The sequence below is a fragment of the Amphritea sp. genome, from assembly GCF_048266285.1.
GTDB lineage: Bacteria > Pseudomonadota > Gammaproteobacteria > Pseudomonadales > Balneatricaceae > Amphritea.
The window spans coordinates 55434-72040 of sequence record NZ_JBLWZV010000010.1 but is presented as its reverse complement, the minus strand read 5'-3'; the positions used below and the strand labels follow the sequence as shown (position 1 = coordinate 72040).

Below are 16607 nucleotides of genomic sequence, written 5' to 3'. Positions count from 1 at the left end.
AAAATAAACGTATCACATTGTTCATGAGGAGCATCAGATGAAACTGGAAACAATTGCCGTCCATGGTGGTTACAGCCCGGAAGAAACGACTAAAGCGGCCGCGGTGCCGATCTATCAAACCACTTCTTACGCTTTTGACAATGCCCAACACGGCGCCGATCTGTTTGATCTGAAAGTCCCTGGCAATATCTACACCCGCATCATGAATCCAACCAGCGATGTACTGGAACAGCGGATCGCCGCGATGGAAGGCGGTGTTGCGGCACTGGCCGTGGCATCGGGCATGGCAGCCATCACCTACGCGATCCAAACAATTGCGGAAGTCGGTGACAACATCATCGCCACTAGCGAGCTATACGGCGGCACCTACAACCTGTTTGCTCACACACTGCCCCGTCAAGGTATTGAAACCCGCTTTGCCAATAAAGATGACTTTAGTGCAATGGAAGCCCTGATCGATGATCGCACCCGCGCCATCTATTGCGAATCGATCGGCAACCCATCCGGCGGCATTGCTGATATTGAAACACTGGCTGAACTGGCCCATAAACACGGTCTGCCATTGATCGTCGACAGCACCGTCGCTAGCCCAGCCCTGTGGCGTCCTATCGAACACGGTGCGGATATCGTTGTTCAAGCGGCCACTAAGTATATTGGCGGCCACGGTAACTCCATCGGCGGTGTCATTATCGACTCAGGCAAATTCCCTTGGGCTGACCACGCTGATCGTTTCCCACTGCTAAATACCCCCGATATCTCTTACCACGGCGTGGTCTACACCGAAGCCTTTGGTCCAGCCGCCTTTATTGGTCGCTGTCGCGTGGTACCACTGCGCAATACCGGTGCGGCACTGTCACCCATGAACGCCTTCTTATTGCTGCAAGGTGTTGAAACACTGTCACTGCGGATGGAACGGGTCTGCGAAAACACCCTCAAGGTAGCTAAATACCTAGAAGGCCATAAACAGGTCAAATGGGTGAGCTACGCAGGTTTGGAAAGCCACAAAGACAATGCCTTGGCTAAGAAGTATATGAACGGACAGGCATCCGGCATCCTCAGCTTTGGTATCGCCGGTGGCCGTGAAGCGACCCGTAAGTTCTATGATGCGCTGAATATTTTCACTCGCCTTGTGAATATCGGCGATTGCAAATCACTGGCATCTATCCCTGCTGAAACCACTCACCGTCAGTTGAACGATGAAGAGCTGAAATCTGCAGGTGTTAGCGATGATATGGTTCGCCTATCCATCGGTATCGAGCATATCGATGACCTACTAGCTGATTTAGAACAGTCGCTTCAAGCGGCTAAGTAACACCCGCTAAAAAAAGCCCCGCAACTGCGGGGCTTTTTGTTATCAGAGCTAGTCGTTGCAAAAACAGTTAATCAAAGAGCTTACGTACTCGGTCCCACAAGGTGCGGGCATTGTGACCTTTTTCCGATGCGACCGCCAATTGCCGCAAGGCTTCAATCTTACTGATCGCCAAATTATATTGCGTTTCAACCTCTTCATCCTCAGAAGCATTGAATTCGAGATCATTGACTAACCCATCATTCAAACCGTAGATCCAACCGTGCACAGTCAGATCTTGCCCCTCGGCCCAAGCATCTTGAACAATCGTGGTTTCACAGACGTTAAACGCTTGCTCAATCACATTGAGCTCACATAGCCGATCCAATCGCTGATGAGAATGATCCCATGCGGATAGCAGATCACGATGTTTTTGATTCACCTTGCGAATCTGCCGCAACCAGTTATCGATCAAGCCATGAGGAGTGCTCTCTAACGCCGCCTTAACACCACCACAACCGTAATGTCCCACTACCATGATATGTTTAACCTTGAGCACCTGAACCGCATACTGAATCACAGAAAGGCAGTTCATATCCGTGTGGATAACCAGGTTTGATACATTACGATGTACAAATAGCTCACCCGGCAACATACCCACAATCTCGTTGGCCGGCACCCGGCTATCAGAACAACCGATCCAAAGATATTCCGGCGCCTGCTGTTGAGCGAGGGTTTCAAAAAAGTGCGGATCATCCTGGTTAATCTGTTCGGCCCACTGCCGATTGCTGTCTAAAAGTTGAGTCAGTCGTTTCATGATTTTCCGCTAGATAACAAAAGAGGGCTTAACGCCCCCTTATTTAACATGATGTCTGTTAGACGTGATACTGCGCACTGAGTTCATGCACCGCATCAACAAAAATTTTCGGCTGATCAGGATCAACAAACTGATGTATACCGTGTCCGAGGTTGAACACATGACCCGGACCACTGCCGTAACGAGCCAGAATGTCGGCGACTTCGGTACGAATAACGTCGGCTGAACCATACAGCACGGACGGATCCATATTTCCCTGCAGCGCCACTTTATCGCCAACCCTCGCACGGGCATCATCAATATTGATAGTCCAGTCCAAACCTAACGCATCGGCACCGGATTCAGTCATCGCTTCGAGCCACTGACCACCGTTCTTAGTAAACATAATCACCGGCACGGTACGGCCTTCATGTTCACGGATCAAACCATTAGCAATCTTCTGCATATAGTTAAGCGAGAACAGCTGATACATTGGGCCACTCAGCACACCACCCCAGGTATCAAAGATCTGTACTGCCTGAGCGCCACTGAGGATCTGTTGGTTAAGGTAGTCAGTCACAGACTGGGCCAACTTGTCTAACAGCTGATGCAGCACCTCTGGGGTCGCATACATCATCTGTTTAATATGCCGGAAATCTTTACTCGAACCGCCCTCAACCATATAGGTTGCCAGCGTCCAAGGACTGCCAGAAAAACCGATCAATGGAACCCGGCCATTCAGCTCAGTACGGATGGTTTTCACTGCATCCATCACATAATCAAGATCACGGGCTGAATCCGGCACCGGCAGCGCATCAACATCGGCTTCAGTACGGATAACCTTTTTAAACTTAGGCCCTTCGCCCGCTTCGAAGTACAAACCTAAACCCATCGCATCAGGAATGGTCAGAATATCGGAGAACAGAATCGCGGCATCGAGATCGTAACGCTCCAACGGCTGAATAGTCACTTCGCAAGCTAGCTCTTTATTCTTGCACAGGCTCATAAAATCACCGGCCTGAGCACGAGTCGCACGATACTCTGGCAGATAACGACCCGCCTGACGCATCATCCATACCGGTGTAACATCGACAGGCTCACGCATCAGCGCGCGCAGAAAACGATCATTCTTCAATTCAGCCATTGCTTTTTCTCGATTCAGATTCAAAACTGGGGGCATTTTACAGGTTTTTACACACAGGCGCGAACAACTCTCCTGTTTGCTGATCTGTAACATAAAGATAAAAAAAGGCCGCCGAAGCGACCTTTTTCAAACAGGCAGATAATTACACTTTAAGGTAATCCAACATGCCTTCGGCCGCTTTACGGCCTTCGTCGATAGCGGTAACAACGAGATCAGAGCCGCGCACCATATCACCACCGGCAAATACTTTCTCATTGCTAGTTTGGAAAGCAAACGCTTCATCGACCGAGGTTTTGATACGGCCATCCTGATGCAGATCGATACCAAAATCCGCAAACCATGGTGCAGGACTTGGACGGAAACCAAAGGCAACCAGAACCGCATCCGCTGGCAGAACTTCTTCACTGCCTTCGACCACTTCAGGACGACGACGACCGTTTTCATCCGGCTCACCCATTTGGGTAGTCACCACTTTAATACCGGTCACTTTAGTGCCATCACCGACAACCTCCACCGGTTGGCGGTTAAACATGAACTGCACACCCTCTTCACGAGCGTTTTCAACTTCACGTTTAGAACCCGGCATATTGGCTTCATCACGACGGTAAACACAGGTAACACTGTTGGCTTCTTGACGAATAGAGGTACGGTTACAGTCCATCGCGGTATCACCACCGCCGAGCACAACCACATTCTTACCCTTCACGCCGATATAATCGGCCACGTCTTTTTCAAAGCCAAGGCAACGGTTGACGTTAGAGATCAAGAACGGCAAGGCATCATAAACACCCTCCAACTCTTCACCGGGGAAACCACCCTTCATGTAGGTATAGGTACCCATACCGAGAAATACTGCATCGTATTCATCGACCAGTGTTTGCATCTGCACGTCTTTACCAATTTCAGTATTCAGACGGAACTCAACACCCATGTCGGTAAAGACTTCACGGCGACGCACCATGATATCTTTATCCAGTTTAAACTCTGGGATACCAAAGGTCAGCAAGCCACCAATTTCTGGATGGCGATCAAAGACCACCGGTTTAACACCGTTACGCACCAGTACATCCGCCGCAGCCAGACCCGCAGGACCAGCCCCGATGACAGCCACTTTTTTGTCGGTGACCGGCACTTTACTCATATCCGGACGCCAGCCCATGGCAAACGCGGTATCAGTGATATGCTTTTCCACCGAACCAATTGTCACAGCACCAAACTCATCATTCAGTGTACAGGCACCTTCACACAAACGGTCCTGTGGACAAACACGGCCACAGACTTCCGGTAATGAGTTGGTCTGATGACTCAGCTCGGCCGCTTCAATAATATTGCCTTCTGACACCAACTTAAGCCAGTTAGGAATATAGTTGTGAACCGGACACTTCCACTCACAGTATGGATTGCCGCACTCAAGACAACGATGCGCTTGTTCCGACGCATCCTCAGATTTGAACGGCTCATAGATCTCAGCAAACTCCTTCTTACGGACATTCGCTGCAATCTTGGTTGGTCCTTCACGCTCTACTTCCAGAAACTGAAAATCATTCTTCAGACGTTCAGACATTCTTCACCCCGCCTAATAATGTCTGCCCGCAGGCAGACACAGCTATAACTAAACACCTGTTCGATGAACCCATCACTCCGGACGAGAGCGCATATCAGTCAGCAGCTCTCCCAGACTGGCTGCTTTTGGCTTAACCAACCAGAAACGACCGATATAGTCATCGAAGTTATCAATCATCTCCTGACCCCACTGACTAGCGGTGGCTTTAACAAAGCCGATAATCACAGAGCGCAGATGGTTTTTGTACTCTTCCATGTGCTGTGGCGCGACCCGATGGATATCCACCAACTCATGGTTGTACTTATCAACAAAGGTATTATCCATATCCAGTACATAAGCGAAGCCACCGGTCATACCCGCACCGAAGTTGTAGCCCGTTTGACCCAGTACCGTAATCAGACCACCGGTCATGTACTCACAACAGTGATCACCGGCACCTTCGATAACCGCATGACAACCTGAGTTACGCACCGCAAAACGCTCGCCCGCACAACCCGCTGCATACAACGTACCGCCGGTAGCACCGTATAGACAGGTATTACCGATAATCGCCGTTTCATTGCTCGCATAGGTGACAACATCTGGCTGACTGATAACAATCTTACCGCCCGCCATGCCTTTGCCGACATAGTCGTTGGCATCACCCTTGAGGAATAATTCCTGACCACCGGCGTTCCAAACACCAAAGCTCTGCCCGGCATGACCGGTAAAGTTAAAGCGAATTGGCGCTGAAGACATGCCTAGATTGCCATGCACCTTCGCGATAGCACCGGAAGTGCGAGCACCAACTGAGCGGTCACAGTTAGTAATTACCAACTCAAACTCGGCACCAGACTTATCTTTAATCGCTTGTTCTGCCAGTGCTAGCATCTTGCTATTCAAAGCACCGGTATCATAAGGATCGTTGTGTTCAACCTGACAGGTTTGCGGATAATCAGCCGGAATACCAGCATCCGAGATCAGCGGCGACAGATCTAATTTGCCATGTTTAACCGTGGTACCGGCCAGCAGTTCCAGCAGATCAACGCGACCGACCAGCTCCTCCAACGAGCGAACACCAACCGAAGCCATCCACTGACGGGTTTCTTCAGCAACGAAGCGGAAATAGTTTTTCACCATCTCGACCGTGCCACGGTAATGTTTCTCCCGCAGCTCTTCGTTTTGGGTTGCCACACCGGTGGCACAGTTATTCAAATGACAGATACGTAGATACTTACAACCGACAGCAACCATCGGCATGGTACCGAAACCAAAACTCTCAGCACCAAGGATCGCTGCTTTAACCACATCCAGACCCGTTTTTAAACCGCCGTCCGTTTGCAGGCGAATCTTGCCACGCAAATGATTACCGCGCAGTGATTGATGCGCATCGGCCAGACCCAGCTCCCATGGCGACCCGGCATAATGAACCGATGTCAGTGGGCTAGCCGCAGTACCGCCATCATAACCGGAGATCGTAATTAGATCAGCATAGGCCTTGGCCACACCACAGGCAATCGTGCCAACACCTGGACGAGAAACCAGCTTCACTGAAACCAGCCCTTCTGGGTTAACCTGTTTCAGATCGAAAATCAGCTGAGCCAAATCTTCAATCGAGTAGATATCATGGTGCGGCGGTGGCGAAATCAGCGTCACACCCGGCACTGAATAACGCAGCCGTGCGATCAACTCGTTTACTTTACCACCGGGCAGCTGTCCACCTTCACCGGGCTTAGCACCCTGAGCGACCTTAATCTGCATTACATCCGCATTGATCAGGTATTCAGGAGTCACACCAAAGCGGCCAGACGCCACCTGTTTAATCTTAGAACGCCGATTGGTCCCATGACGAGCAGGATCTTCCCCCCCCTCACCGGAGTTCGAGCGACCGCCCAACTCGTTCATCGCCATCGCCAGACATTCATGCGCTTCTGGAGACAGGGCACCGAGTGACATCGCCGCGGAGTCGAAACGTTTAAACAGATTTTCGACCGGTTCCACTTCACTCAGGGGAATCGACTGAACATCTTTCCGCAACCCCATCAGGTCGCGAATCGTGGCCACGCCACGCTTATTCACCAGATCAGCATAGGCCTGATAATCAGCGGCATCACCACTGCGAACAGCCGTATGGATCGTGCGTACCACATCCGGGTTGTAGGCGTGATATTCACCGCCATGGACGTATTTTAGTAAACCACCCTGTTGGATTTTCTTACGGGCAATCCAAGCGTCGTTAGACAATATCTGCTGATCTTTCTGGAAATCGCTGAAATCAGCGCCTTCGATACGGCTAGCAACTCCAGAAAAACACAGATCAACCACTTCAGAGCAAATACCCACGGCTTCAAACAGCTGGGCACCACGATAAGATGCCACCGTAGAGATCCCCATCTTCGAGAGGATCTTCATCAGGCCTTTCTTAATACCTTTACGATAGTTTTCATGACTATCGAGCCAGTCCATCCGCATCTCGCCGGTAGCACACAGGTCAGTCAAGACACGATACGCAAGGTATGGATAAACTGCAGTTGCACCGAAGCCAAACAGCACAGCAAAGTGATGCGGATCACGAACCGTACCGGTTTCCACCACAATATTAGCGTCAGCCCGCAGGCCGGAGTTAATCAAACGGTGATGTACGGCACCGGTCGCCATCGCGGCATGCACCGGCAATTTGCCTTCAGCTATCGCGAAATCAGACAGGATAATAATAACCTTGCCGGAACGCACCAAGGCTTCGGCTTGATCAGCAACCGATTCAATCGCCGCTTTTAGATCCATAACCGTAGGGTCATAGTTCAGATCGATCTGCGCTACACCAAAGCCATCAACAGTGTTGTTTTTCAGGCGCAAAAACTTACTGGCCGACAACACTGGAGTCGTCAGAATAACCCGACGCGCATGTTCTGGTGTTTCTTCAAAGACGTTTCGCTCAGCACCGATACAGGTTTCCAACGACATCACGATCGCTTCCCGCAGGGGATCGATCGGTGGGTTAGTCACCTGAGCAAACTGCTGGCGGAAGTAATCATAAACAGAGCGCACTTTTGATGACAGCACCGCCATTGGCTTGTCGTCACCCATGGAACCCACGGCTTCCATACCGCTTTCGCCCAATGGTCGCAGGATTTGATCCCGTTCCTCGAAGGTCACCTGGAACATCTTCATATGTGTTTTGACCTCTTCCGGGGTCATCTCACAGAAAGATTTTGACTCTTCAGTCAGGTTCATGGTTTGTTCGAGAGGCAAAGCGTTCTCACGCATCCACTTCTTATAGGGCTGCGCTTTCTTCAGTCGCTCATCCACATCGGCGGTATGTAACACTTCCCCGGTTTGGGTATCGATAGAGAGAATTTGACCCGGACCAACACGCCCCTGAGATACAACATCTTCAGGTTTATAGTCAAAGACACCGATCTCTGATGCGGTACAGATCAGGCCATCATTGGTCATCACCCAACGGGATGGACGCAGGCCATTTCGGTCCAGCATACAAACCGCGAAACGGCCGTCGGTCATTACCATACCGGCAGGGCCATCCCAAGGCTCCATATGCATGGAGTTGTAATCATAGAATGCCCGTAACTCGGCATCCATGGTATCCACATTCTGCCAAGCCGGTGGCACGATCATGCGCGCAGCACGGTAAAGATCCATGCCGCCTACCATCAAGAATTCCAGCATGTTATCCATACTAGAAGAATCGGAACCGGTGGTATTAACAATCGGCTGCAGCTCATCCACATTCGGCAGCAGTTCGGTAACAAACTTACTCGAACGGGCACGAGACCAGTTGCGGTTCCCCTCAATGGTATTAATTTCACCATTGTGAGCCAGCAAACGGAACGGCTGAGCCAACGGCCAGCGTGGCGCAGTGTTGGTAGAGAAACGCTGATGATAAGTACAGATAGCGGTTTCCAGACGCTCATCGCTGAGATCTTGGTAGAACACCGGCAGATCCACCGGCATTGTCAGACCTTTATAGGAAATAACCTTATCCGATAGACTACAGATATAGAAATCGCTATCTGCACTCAGAGCGATCTCGGTCTTGCGACGGGCCGTATATAGGCTAACCGCAAATTCACGATCGACTTTATCGGTGGTCACAAAAACCTGCTCAATCAATGGCAGCGTGTCTTTTGCAATCGGGCCCAGACAGGTAGGATCCGTCGGCACGACGCGCCAACCGGCAACAATCAATCCTTGCGCTGCCAATTCATTATTCAATACTTCCCGTGCAGCCGCCGCGAGGGCCGGCTCTTTAGACAGAAAGACCATGCCGACGGCATAGCTATCCCCAAGTTCAACCCCGAGGTCGCTCTTTGCAGCAGCACGCAGAAACGCATCCGGCTTCTGCATCAGTAACCCGCAGCCATCTCCGGTTTTGCCGTCAGCCGCGATCCCACCACGGTGGGTCATACATGCAAGTGCTTCAATCGCCTTCAACAATACGTTGTGGCTTGGTTCACCTTGCATATGGGCCATCAGGCCAAAACCACAGTTGTCTTTGAACTCACCAGGGCGATACAGACCTATGCTCATAAACGAATCCCACCAAAAAGTTCTTAATTATCAATATATTGCATCCACCATATTCCAGCTACAGTTATAAATGCAGGGAAAAAGGGACAGGTATTTTACACAGCGAGGGTGGGAAGGACAAATTATAAGCAAGACAGATGAATTTTTTGTTTACCGAGGTAAGACAAAAAAAACCTATTTTCTGGTCGCTATATCCGCCTGAATCCCCTGAATAGTCCTCGCCCAAGGCTTCAGCTTAGCCAAGGCTGAAGGGAGTGTGGCCGCAGCCGCATGCGCGGTATTACGGTCTTTAAACTGTCCATAGACTACCACAAACCAGGGCTTATTTTTGTAACGGGTTTGAAACATGTAAAACTTCTGCGGCTCAGCCTGAGCCCGAATAAACTGTTCGGCACTGCTTTTCAGCCCCGCGCCAAGCATCTGCAGCGTATAACCAGAAGCAGGCCAACCCATCAATGTTTGCTCCGCCTCGGTCAGTGATGAAGCAGCCACGACCGGCGCTGAAGGCTTAGGTGCAGGGACAACTTTAGCCGCCTTAGGCGCTGCCACAACTGCAGCTTTCGCCGCAACCACTGGTTTGCTAGGTTCAGCAGCAACAGCGGGGCGTACGGGGGCGGGCTCAGGTTTCACGACCGGCTGAACTAACGGTTTCACTTGCGTTTTTACTTGAGGCTGTACCCTTGGCGACTCTATCGGCTGAGTCGATGATAACGCTGCGATAGCCGCTGACGGCTCCGCTTCAACAACAACCTCAGACGAAGCGGGTAAATTAATTGGCGCGACAGGTTGAACCTTAACTAATGCGGCATCAGATGGCGGTATGCCGGGAGTTAGATTGGTTTGCGGCGCTGTCACGATAGCATCATCAGAGAGAGACTCAACTGAACCCTGAACGGACTCAGCTTCAATAGGACTGACAGGCGGCAACTCAGTCGAGGCGATCACTGGACCGGCTTCGACCGGTAATTGAATTTCTACCTGAGTGCGGGTGGTACCCTCATCACTTTCGGGCCAGTACTGCCACAAACTGCCGAGTAATACGACTAACAACACCGCGGCAATACTGACAAAGTGCACCCGGGTAAGCCCCGTTGGTTGCGCCGTCTTTTTAATACGTCCACCGCGCAACTGCTGCTCAACCTGCTGATTTAACCCGCCAGGATAACCTTCTGCACCATCATAAACCGCTTGTAACTCTTTTTCGCTTAGCGATGACGCTGCACTATAACGCTGCAACAGATAAGTTCGGGCTTCGGTAAAGGTGAACGGTTCGAGCATCAGTTGATGCACCTGAGCATCTAACAGCTCATATTCATCATAACCCTGTAGCTGCGCTTGAAAGTTTTCCCCGGCGGCCATCAGCAGGTGAGGCTTAATCGGTAAACCTTGAGCCTCACTCAACATCTGTAACAACAGTTGAATCGCAGCTTTCTCCAACTCATCGGCATTATCAATGATAATAACCCATTGGATGTGCTCTACCGCCATCACCTGCGCGAAGCTGTATATAGCGTTGAGCATAGCCTGATTATCCGCCTGAATATCAAGCTCAGGACTCAGCTGCTCACTCAATGAGATCAATAAACCGTTCAATCCCGGTGTCTGACGACCATCAACTGCACATAGCCGTAAGGTTCGGTCACTCGGGGCCGCCTGTAATCGGCGTACTAAGGTTGTCTTACCTGAACCGGATGGCCCAGTCACTAATAATAAAAAGTCACTGAAGCGACTGAGATGCTCAAGTTTTTCCAGCATCTGCAATCGTGAAGATGGCTCATAAAAGAAATCCTTGTGCGATTCGGCAAACGCATCCGCCAAGTCACCGTCTCTATTTCCTTCAAGCTCTGCCATCTGCACGCCCTCTTAAGCGGTAAAGTGGGTTAATGTTTGCTGCAACATTTGTGGCTCGAATTGATCGGTTACCACCGCATTGCCTAACTCTCGCAGCAAAATCAATCGCAGCTGACCATCAATCACTTTTTTATCCACCGCCATGAGCGACATAAACTCGTCGGCAGTCATACCCTCAGGGCCTTCTACCGGCAAATTTGCCGTCTGCATAATACGTACAACTCGCTGATAATCAGCATCGCTAATCCAGCCCAGTCGACGTGAAAGATCCGCTGCCATCACGGTACCGACTGCAACCGCCTCGCCATGCAACCAATTACCATACCCCTGACAGGATTCAATTGCATGGCCGAAGGTATGACCTAGATTCAACAACGCCCGGACACCCGACTCTTTTTCGTCCTGAGCGACCACCTCAGCCTTGAGTTCACAGGAGCGATAGATAGCATGACTCAATAGCGCAGTATCCCGGCCGATTAGCCCAGTCATGTTCGCTTCAAGCCAATCCAGAAAGGTAATATCGTAAACCAATCCATATTTAATCACTTCCGCCAGCCCCGCTGATAATTCACGGTCAGGCAGCGTGCTTAATACATCAACACTCGCCAATACGACTTGGGGCTGATGAAAAGCACCAATCATATTCTTACCCAGCGGATGGTTAACACCCGTCTTACCACCCACAGAGGAGTCAACCTGCGACAATAGTGTCGTCGGTATCTGAATAAAATTCACACCGCGCTGATAGCTAGCCGCCGCAAAGCCGGTCATATCCCCGACAACCCCACCACCGAGTGCAATCAGCGTTGTCGTGCGATTATGCCGGCAGGCCAGTAAACGATCATAAACTACACCGAGCTGATCCAACGTTTTGAACTGCTCACCGTCAGGTAGAATCACATCATCCACCTGAACCGAAGGCAACACGGCTCTTAATTGATCGAGATAAAGGGGGGCCACCGTTTCGTTACTGACAATCAGTACCTGATTTCCTTTGATATAGGGAGTCAGGTTTTCAGCACGAAACAGGTCGGAGCCAATAAAAATAGGGTATGAGCGATCAGCAAGATCTACGTTTAACGTTTGCATGGAGGGGCTTATCTCTATTTGATAATTTGCTGTGCACGAAGCTCCGCCATTATATCAGTAACCACCGCTTTGGGGTTACGACGTTCAGTATCCACCACAACATCGGCCACTTGCAGATAAAGAGGATGACGCTGTTCCATCAGTGTATTCAGAACCGTTTCTGGATCGGGTGTTTGCAGTAAGGGACGGTTTTTATCCCGCGCCGTGCGCTCAAGCTGTTGAGCAACCGAAGCCTGTAGATAAACCACTGTGCCTCGGCCTTGCAAGTTAGAACGATTTTCAGAACGCAACACAGCACCACCACCGGTCGCGAGCACTAAATTATCTTCAGCACTCAACTGATCAATGATTTTCGCTTCCCGGTCGCGGAATCCTTGCTCACCCTCCACATCGAAGATCCAGGGAATATCAGCCCCGGCAAGCTCTTCAATCACTTTATCCGAATCGACAAACCTTAACTTTAACTCATGGGAAAGAAGACGCCCTATGGTGCTTTTACCAGCACCCATAGGGCCAATTAGAAATATATTCAATACAACAACCTTACTGAGCTGACAGTGACTCTTTTACCAGCTTAGGCGTGATAAAAATAAGTAGTTCGGCCTTAACATTCGAGGTGGACTTATTTCGGAAAAGAGCCCCAAGCACCGGAATATCACCCAACAATGGGGTTTTATTAACAGTGTTTTGTGTTTCATTTTCAAAAACGCCACCCAATACAACGGTTTGTCCATCAGGCACAACAACCGATGTTTCCAGCAGGTTTTTGATAATGCTGATCTCACCGTTGGACAATGTCTCACCAATCGAATCTTTCTTAATCACCAAGTCCATGGCAATACGATCCCCAGGATTAATACGTGGGGTAACTTCCAATGACAGCACCACATCCTTGAATTCGGTATCCGTGTTACCGTCATCATCGGTGGTGGTATATGGAATTTCCTTACCAGACTCAATCAAAGCCATTTTACCATTGGTGGTAACAACTTTGGGTTGAGAAATAACTTCGATACGACCATCAGACTCCAATGCAGATAGCTCAAGCTGCAGCAGTGCACTATTAGACGCAAGGCCAATCGCCACAGAGGCTGGGGACGTAACATTAGCGCCAAGGTCAACCATCAAACCACTAGGCACAGAACCGGGTGAAGACACACCTGAAATGGAACTACCGATTGAGATGCCGTTACCAGATGAATCGGTATCCCCATACCCGAGACCCCACTTAACACCAAGATCTTTGGATACGGTGGTATTTGCCGTCACCAGTCGCGCTTCGATCAGCACCTGCGCAACTTCAGTATCGAAGCGACGCAGGGTTGAACGGATCTCTTCCATTCGGTTAGCTGTTTCACGCACCATCAATACATTGGTTTCGTCATCAGCTAAAATCAATCCTCTTTCTGAAACCAGCTTAGCCTCATTCAAGCGAGAAACCATATCGGACGCTTTGCGGAAATCGACTTGAATAAACTCAGTTCGCAGTGGCGCTAACTCTTCCACTTGCTTGCTGCTTTCCAATTCGATCCGTTCCCGTTCGGAAATCTCTTCGGCTGTACCAATCAGCAGGACATTGCCCATTTCACGCTTATCAAGCTTATTGGTGTTCAGAATAAGGTCTAACGCTTGATCCCAAGGGACATTTTTCAACCGCAGGGTGATATTACCACCAACATTGTCGCTGACCACCAAGTTCATCTCAGCCACTTCAGCTAGAATCTGCAATACCGAGCGTACTTCTACATTCTGGAAATCCAAGTCGATGCGCTCACCGCTATAAGGGAAACGCTCTTCCTCGATACGATCCTGTTCAGCTTGAGTGATCGGCTTCACATCCACAACTAACTGGTTGTTAGTCTGATAAACCATATAATCATAAGGCTCAGCAGAGGGCTTGATTAGAATAGAAACATTCTCGCCACTGGCCATAGAGTCAATAAACATCACCGGTGTAGCAAAATCCTGTACATCAATGCGGTTTTGTAAGCTAGCGGACAGGCCGACACCTAACAGGTTTACAACAACATTATTACCTTCTTCAATCACATCAACGCCGGCACGATCATCGGTCAACGAGACAACAACTCGGCCCGCACCATCGGCAGTCCGTTCAAAATCCACACCACTTACATGAGTTTTATCTGGCAAGACAGGCTTAGCTTTAGAGCCAGCAGATACTGAATTACTTACCTTAGCAGTCTCTTGTTTCGCCATTCCGCGGTCGCCCACGGTCAAAAACAAGCTATTACCATCGGTACGGGTTTCAAAAGAAGAGGCCTCAAACAGATCAACGACTACTCTTAAGCGTCCGGCGACCTGAGCGAAGTTGATCTTATCAACATTGCCACTCTCAATACTCAGCAAACGGCTGTTCTGAGTATTTTCAACGCCCCACATATCCAGCACAACCCGCGCAGGACTGTTAGTCATATACGATTTAGGCAGCGTTGGCGGCACATCAAAATCGAAACGTATTTCAAGTTTATTATCAGGAAGCGCAACAAAAGACGATTCCATTAGTTTTGCATCCGCCGCTATCGCATTGACAGCTAGCATCAACAATCCGATGACCATTCCCGCCATCTTAGCGAGAGCGGAGTACGTTAGTTTACCCGCCTGAATATTCTTATTCACAGTATTCACCATCATCGTCATCAATCCATCACCACGCTACGGGGACGTCGCATCCAACCACCCCGGCCGTTTGTAACAATCTCAATAAGCTCAACATTATCGCTGTTAACGGCAATTACCTTGCCATAATCCAGCCCCATATAATCACCGACGGATACCCGGTGTACTTCTCCCTTCTTGTCCTTGATTAGCGCCCAGCGAGAACCGTTTGCGCTCATATTGATGCTGCCAACCATGGCAAGATTATCCAGCGAAAATGTTTCAAGGTAAGATCTTTCTCGGTCAATATCCGGCTTAATACCGCTATTGCCGTCGTCAGCAACACCCTCTTCGGTATCGACTGTTATGATAGAAACTAATGGTTTGAATGGACTGCGCATACTGGCACCTTCATAGACGAAACTATGATAGGCCTTAAATTCAGGCAGCGGCTCCACTTTTTGAACTTTCTTCTGTTTCTCCTGCGCGACGAAACTACGCAGATCGCTGACATCCTCAATCCAGACGCAACCGCCGAGAAGAAAGGGAACAAGAATCAGAAAACGCAAAACTTTACTTGGTATCATCATAGCGATAAGTCTTTGCACTAATTGTCATATCCAACTGGCCACCAGCAGGATTTATACTGTAGTCATGCAGTGTCACAATCCGCGGAATTGCGGCGACGCCACTAACAAACTGCCCCATCTGGTGGTAAGTACCACTCACTTTGATATTGATCGGCAACTCAATAAAGATTTCATTGCGCTTCTCTCCACCCAGTGAAATAGATTGAATTTCCAAACCACTAGAGCGACCAATTTCAGTAATATCTTCCAGCAAGCCGGGTACTTCTTTTTCCGTTGGCAGCTGTTTCAATAGTTCAGCAAACCGCCCCTGCACATCTGCCATCTGCTCTCGAAGCTGATCAAGGCTGGCAACCTGAGTCGTTTTTATCGACACCTGCTGTTTCAGTCCTGACTCTTGGCTCACTTCCCGCCCAAGGCCTTTCTCTTTATCAGTAATGTAGAAGTAATATCCTGCTCCCACCACTAAAGAGAACACTAAAAGATAGGCGATGAATTTAACGCCGCTAGGCCAGCTACCCGCAGTACTGACATCGAGGTTATCCGCATCAAACCCTTTGAAACTGTTTTTCAGTGCATCCATAGACATAATCAGTTCACCTCTTCCAGCGAGGGCTTCAACACAGGAACACTCAAGTTGAATTTTTTCATACGGCCATCATTGGCAACGGTGGAAAGGTTAGGTTCGCCAAACCAGATGCTGGCATAAATATGTCGCATGAGACTTGACACGTCATCACTTTTCTCCGCGAGTCCCGCCAAATTAATGGTATCGCCACTGCGTCTCAGAGAGAGGTAATGCACGCCATCAGGCAGCACACGGACCATTTCATCAAAGCTACGCACAATCAAAGGTCGTGTTCCCTGCAACTCCTGAATAGCATTCAAACGATCGATCAAACGCGCGCGTTGTTGTTTGAGGGCTTTAATATCGGCTAACTGTTTATCGAGCTGGCTAATTTCCTGACGCAAAAAGTTATTACGTGCTTTCTGTCGGTCGGTTTGCATATCGATATAAAAACCGATGAGAAACACCACAACAGCAGCAAAAAATGCAGCAGCGACCAAATTCACAACAAACTGTTTTTGCCTCTCAGCAGCCAGTTCTTCGCGCCAGGCCCTTAAGTTAATCTTTGCCATAGTCG

The 16607-nt window shown here is 49.6% G+C and carries 12 protein-coding genes; 1 reads left to right on the top strand and 11 read right to left on the bottom strand.

Annotated elements, in window-relative coordinates:
* Positions 1-37: 37 nt before the first annotated feature.
* On the top strand, positions 38-1312 hold the full coding sequence (locus ACN0T0_RS12410; RefSeq protein ID WP_417226525.1) for an O-acetylhomoserine aminocarboxypropyltransferase/cysteine synthase family protein: 1275 nt from the start codon (positions 38-40) through the stop codon (positions 1310-1312).
* A 67-nt stretch (positions 1313-1379) separates the two neighbouring features.
* On the opposite strand, the gene can is transcribed toward ACN0T0_RS12410, so the two are convergent.
* From can to ACN0T0_RS12355, 11 genes are all read right to left on the bottom strand, one after another.
* Positions 1380-2105: a carbonate dehydratase gene (gene can, locus ACN0T0_RS12405; RefSeq protein WP_417226523.1), complete on the bottom strand. Its 726-nt coding sequence runs from the start codon at positions 2103-2105 to the stop codon at positions 1380-1382.
* 58 nt (positions 2106-2163) lie between these two features.
* On the bottom strand, positions 2164-3228 hold the full coding sequence (gene hemE / locus ACN0T0_RS12400) for a uroporphyrinogen decarboxylase (RefSeq protein WP_417226521.1): 1065 nt from the start codon (positions 3226-3228) through the stop codon (positions 2164-2166).
* Positions 3229-3370: 142 nt separating this feature from the next.
* Entirely contained in the window at positions 3371-4792 is a 1422-nt protein-coding gene (locus ACN0T0_RS12395) for an FAD-dependent oxidoreductase (protein ID WP_417226520.1), read from the bottom strand.
* A 72-nt stretch (positions 4793-4864) separates the two neighbouring features.
* A complete protein-coding gene (gltB, locus tag ACN0T0_RS12390; protein WP_417226518.1) occupies positions 4865-9319 on the bottom strand; it encodes a glutamate synthase large subunit in 4455 nt (1484 codons plus the stop codon).
* A gap of 174 nt (positions 9320-9493) precedes the next feature.
* Positions 9494-11170, bottom strand: a complete 1677-nt coding sequence (locus tag ACN0T0_RS12385) for an SPOR domain-containing protein (protein ID WP_417226516.1) — start codon at positions 11168-11170, stop codon at positions 9494-9496.
* Positions 11171-11182: 12 nt separating this feature from the next.
* Positions 11183-12259 (bottom strand): 3-dehydroquinate synthase, encoded by a 1077-nt coding sequence (gene aroB / locus ACN0T0_RS12380; protein ID WP_417226514.1) that lies wholly within the window; start codon positions 12257-12259, stop codon positions 11183-11185.
* A gap of 14 nt (positions 12260-12273) precedes the next feature.
* Entirely contained in the window at positions 12274-12792 is a 519-nt protein-coding gene (aroK, locus tag ACN0T0_RS12375) for a shikimate kinase AroK (RefSeq protein WP_417226512.1), read from the bottom strand.
* A gap of 10 nt (positions 12793-12802) precedes the next feature.
* Positions 12803-14896: a type IV pilus secretin PilQ gene (gene pilQ, locus ACN0T0_RS12370; RefSeq protein WP_417226510.1), complete on the bottom strand. Its 2094-nt coding sequence runs from the start codon at positions 14894-14896 to the stop codon at positions 12803-12805.
* 20 nt (positions 14897-14916) lie between these two features.
* Positions 14917-15465 (bottom strand): pilus assembly protein PilP, encoded by a 549-nt coding sequence (locus tag ACN0T0_RS12365; RefSeq protein WP_417226508.1) that lies wholly within the window; start codon positions 15463-15465, stop codon positions 14917-14919.
* The gene (locus ACN0T0_RS12360; protein WP_417226506.1) at positions 15449-16051 is read right to left on the bottom strand and encodes a type 4a pilus biogenesis protein PilO; all 603 of its coding nucleotides are present in this window, start codon (positions 16049-16051) and stop codon (positions 15449-15451) included. The genes ACN0T0_RS12365 and ACN0T0_RS12360 overlap by 17 nt, the downstream gene beginning before the upstream one ends.
* 2 nt (positions 16052-16053) lie before the next feature.
* Positions 16054-16602, bottom strand: a complete 549-nt coding sequence (locus ACN0T0_RS12355; protein WP_417226504.1) for a PilN domain-containing protein — start codon at positions 16600-16602, stop codon at positions 16054-16056.
* Positions 16603-16607: the final 5 nt, after the last annotated feature.

What these genes read in the sequence shown, in the direction of transcription:
- gltB (WP_417226518.1), bottom strand. Translation starts at nt 9,319, where the DNA reads ATGAGCATAGGTCTGTATCGCCCTGGTGAGTTCAAAGACAACTGTGGT.
- ACN0T0_RS12385 (WP_417226516.1), bottom strand. Translation starts at nt 11,170, where the DNA reads ATGGCAGAGCTTGAAGGAAATAGAGACGGTGACTTGGCGGATGCGTTT.
- ACN0T0_RS12410 (WP_417226525.1), top strand. Translation starts at nt 38, where the DNA reads ATGAAACTGGAAACAATTGCCGTCCATGGTGGTTACAGCCCGGAAGAA.
- ACN0T0_RS12395 (WP_417226520.1), bottom strand. Translation starts at nt 4,792, where the DNA reads ATGTCTGAACGTCTGAAGAATGATTTTCAGTTTCTGGAAGTAGAGCGT.
- can (WP_417226523.1), bottom strand. Translation starts at nt 2,105, where the DNA reads ATGAAACGACTGACTCAACTTTTAGACAGCAATCGGCAGTGGGCCGAA.
- ACN0T0_RS12360 (WP_417226506.1), bottom strand. Translation starts at nt 16,051, where the DNA reads ATGTCTATGGATGCACTGAAAAACAGTTTCAAAGGGTTTGATGCGGAT.
- aroB (WP_417226514.1), bottom strand. Translation starts at nt 12,259, where the DNA reads ATGCAAACGTTAAACGTAGATCTTGCTGATCGCTCATACCCTATTTTT.
- ACN0T0_RS12355 (WP_417226504.1), bottom strand. Translation starts at nt 16,602, where the DNA reads ATGGCAAAGATTAACTTAAGGGCCTGGCGCGAAGAACTGGCTGCTGAG.
- ACN0T0_RS12365 (WP_417226508.1), bottom strand. Translation starts at nt 15,465, where the DNA reads ATGATGATACCAAGTAAAGTTTTGCGTTTTCTGATTCTTGTTCCCTTT.
- hemE (WP_417226521.1), bottom strand. Translation starts at nt 3,228, where the DNA reads ATGGCTGAATTGAAGAATGATCGTTTTCTGCGCGCGCTGATGCGTGAG.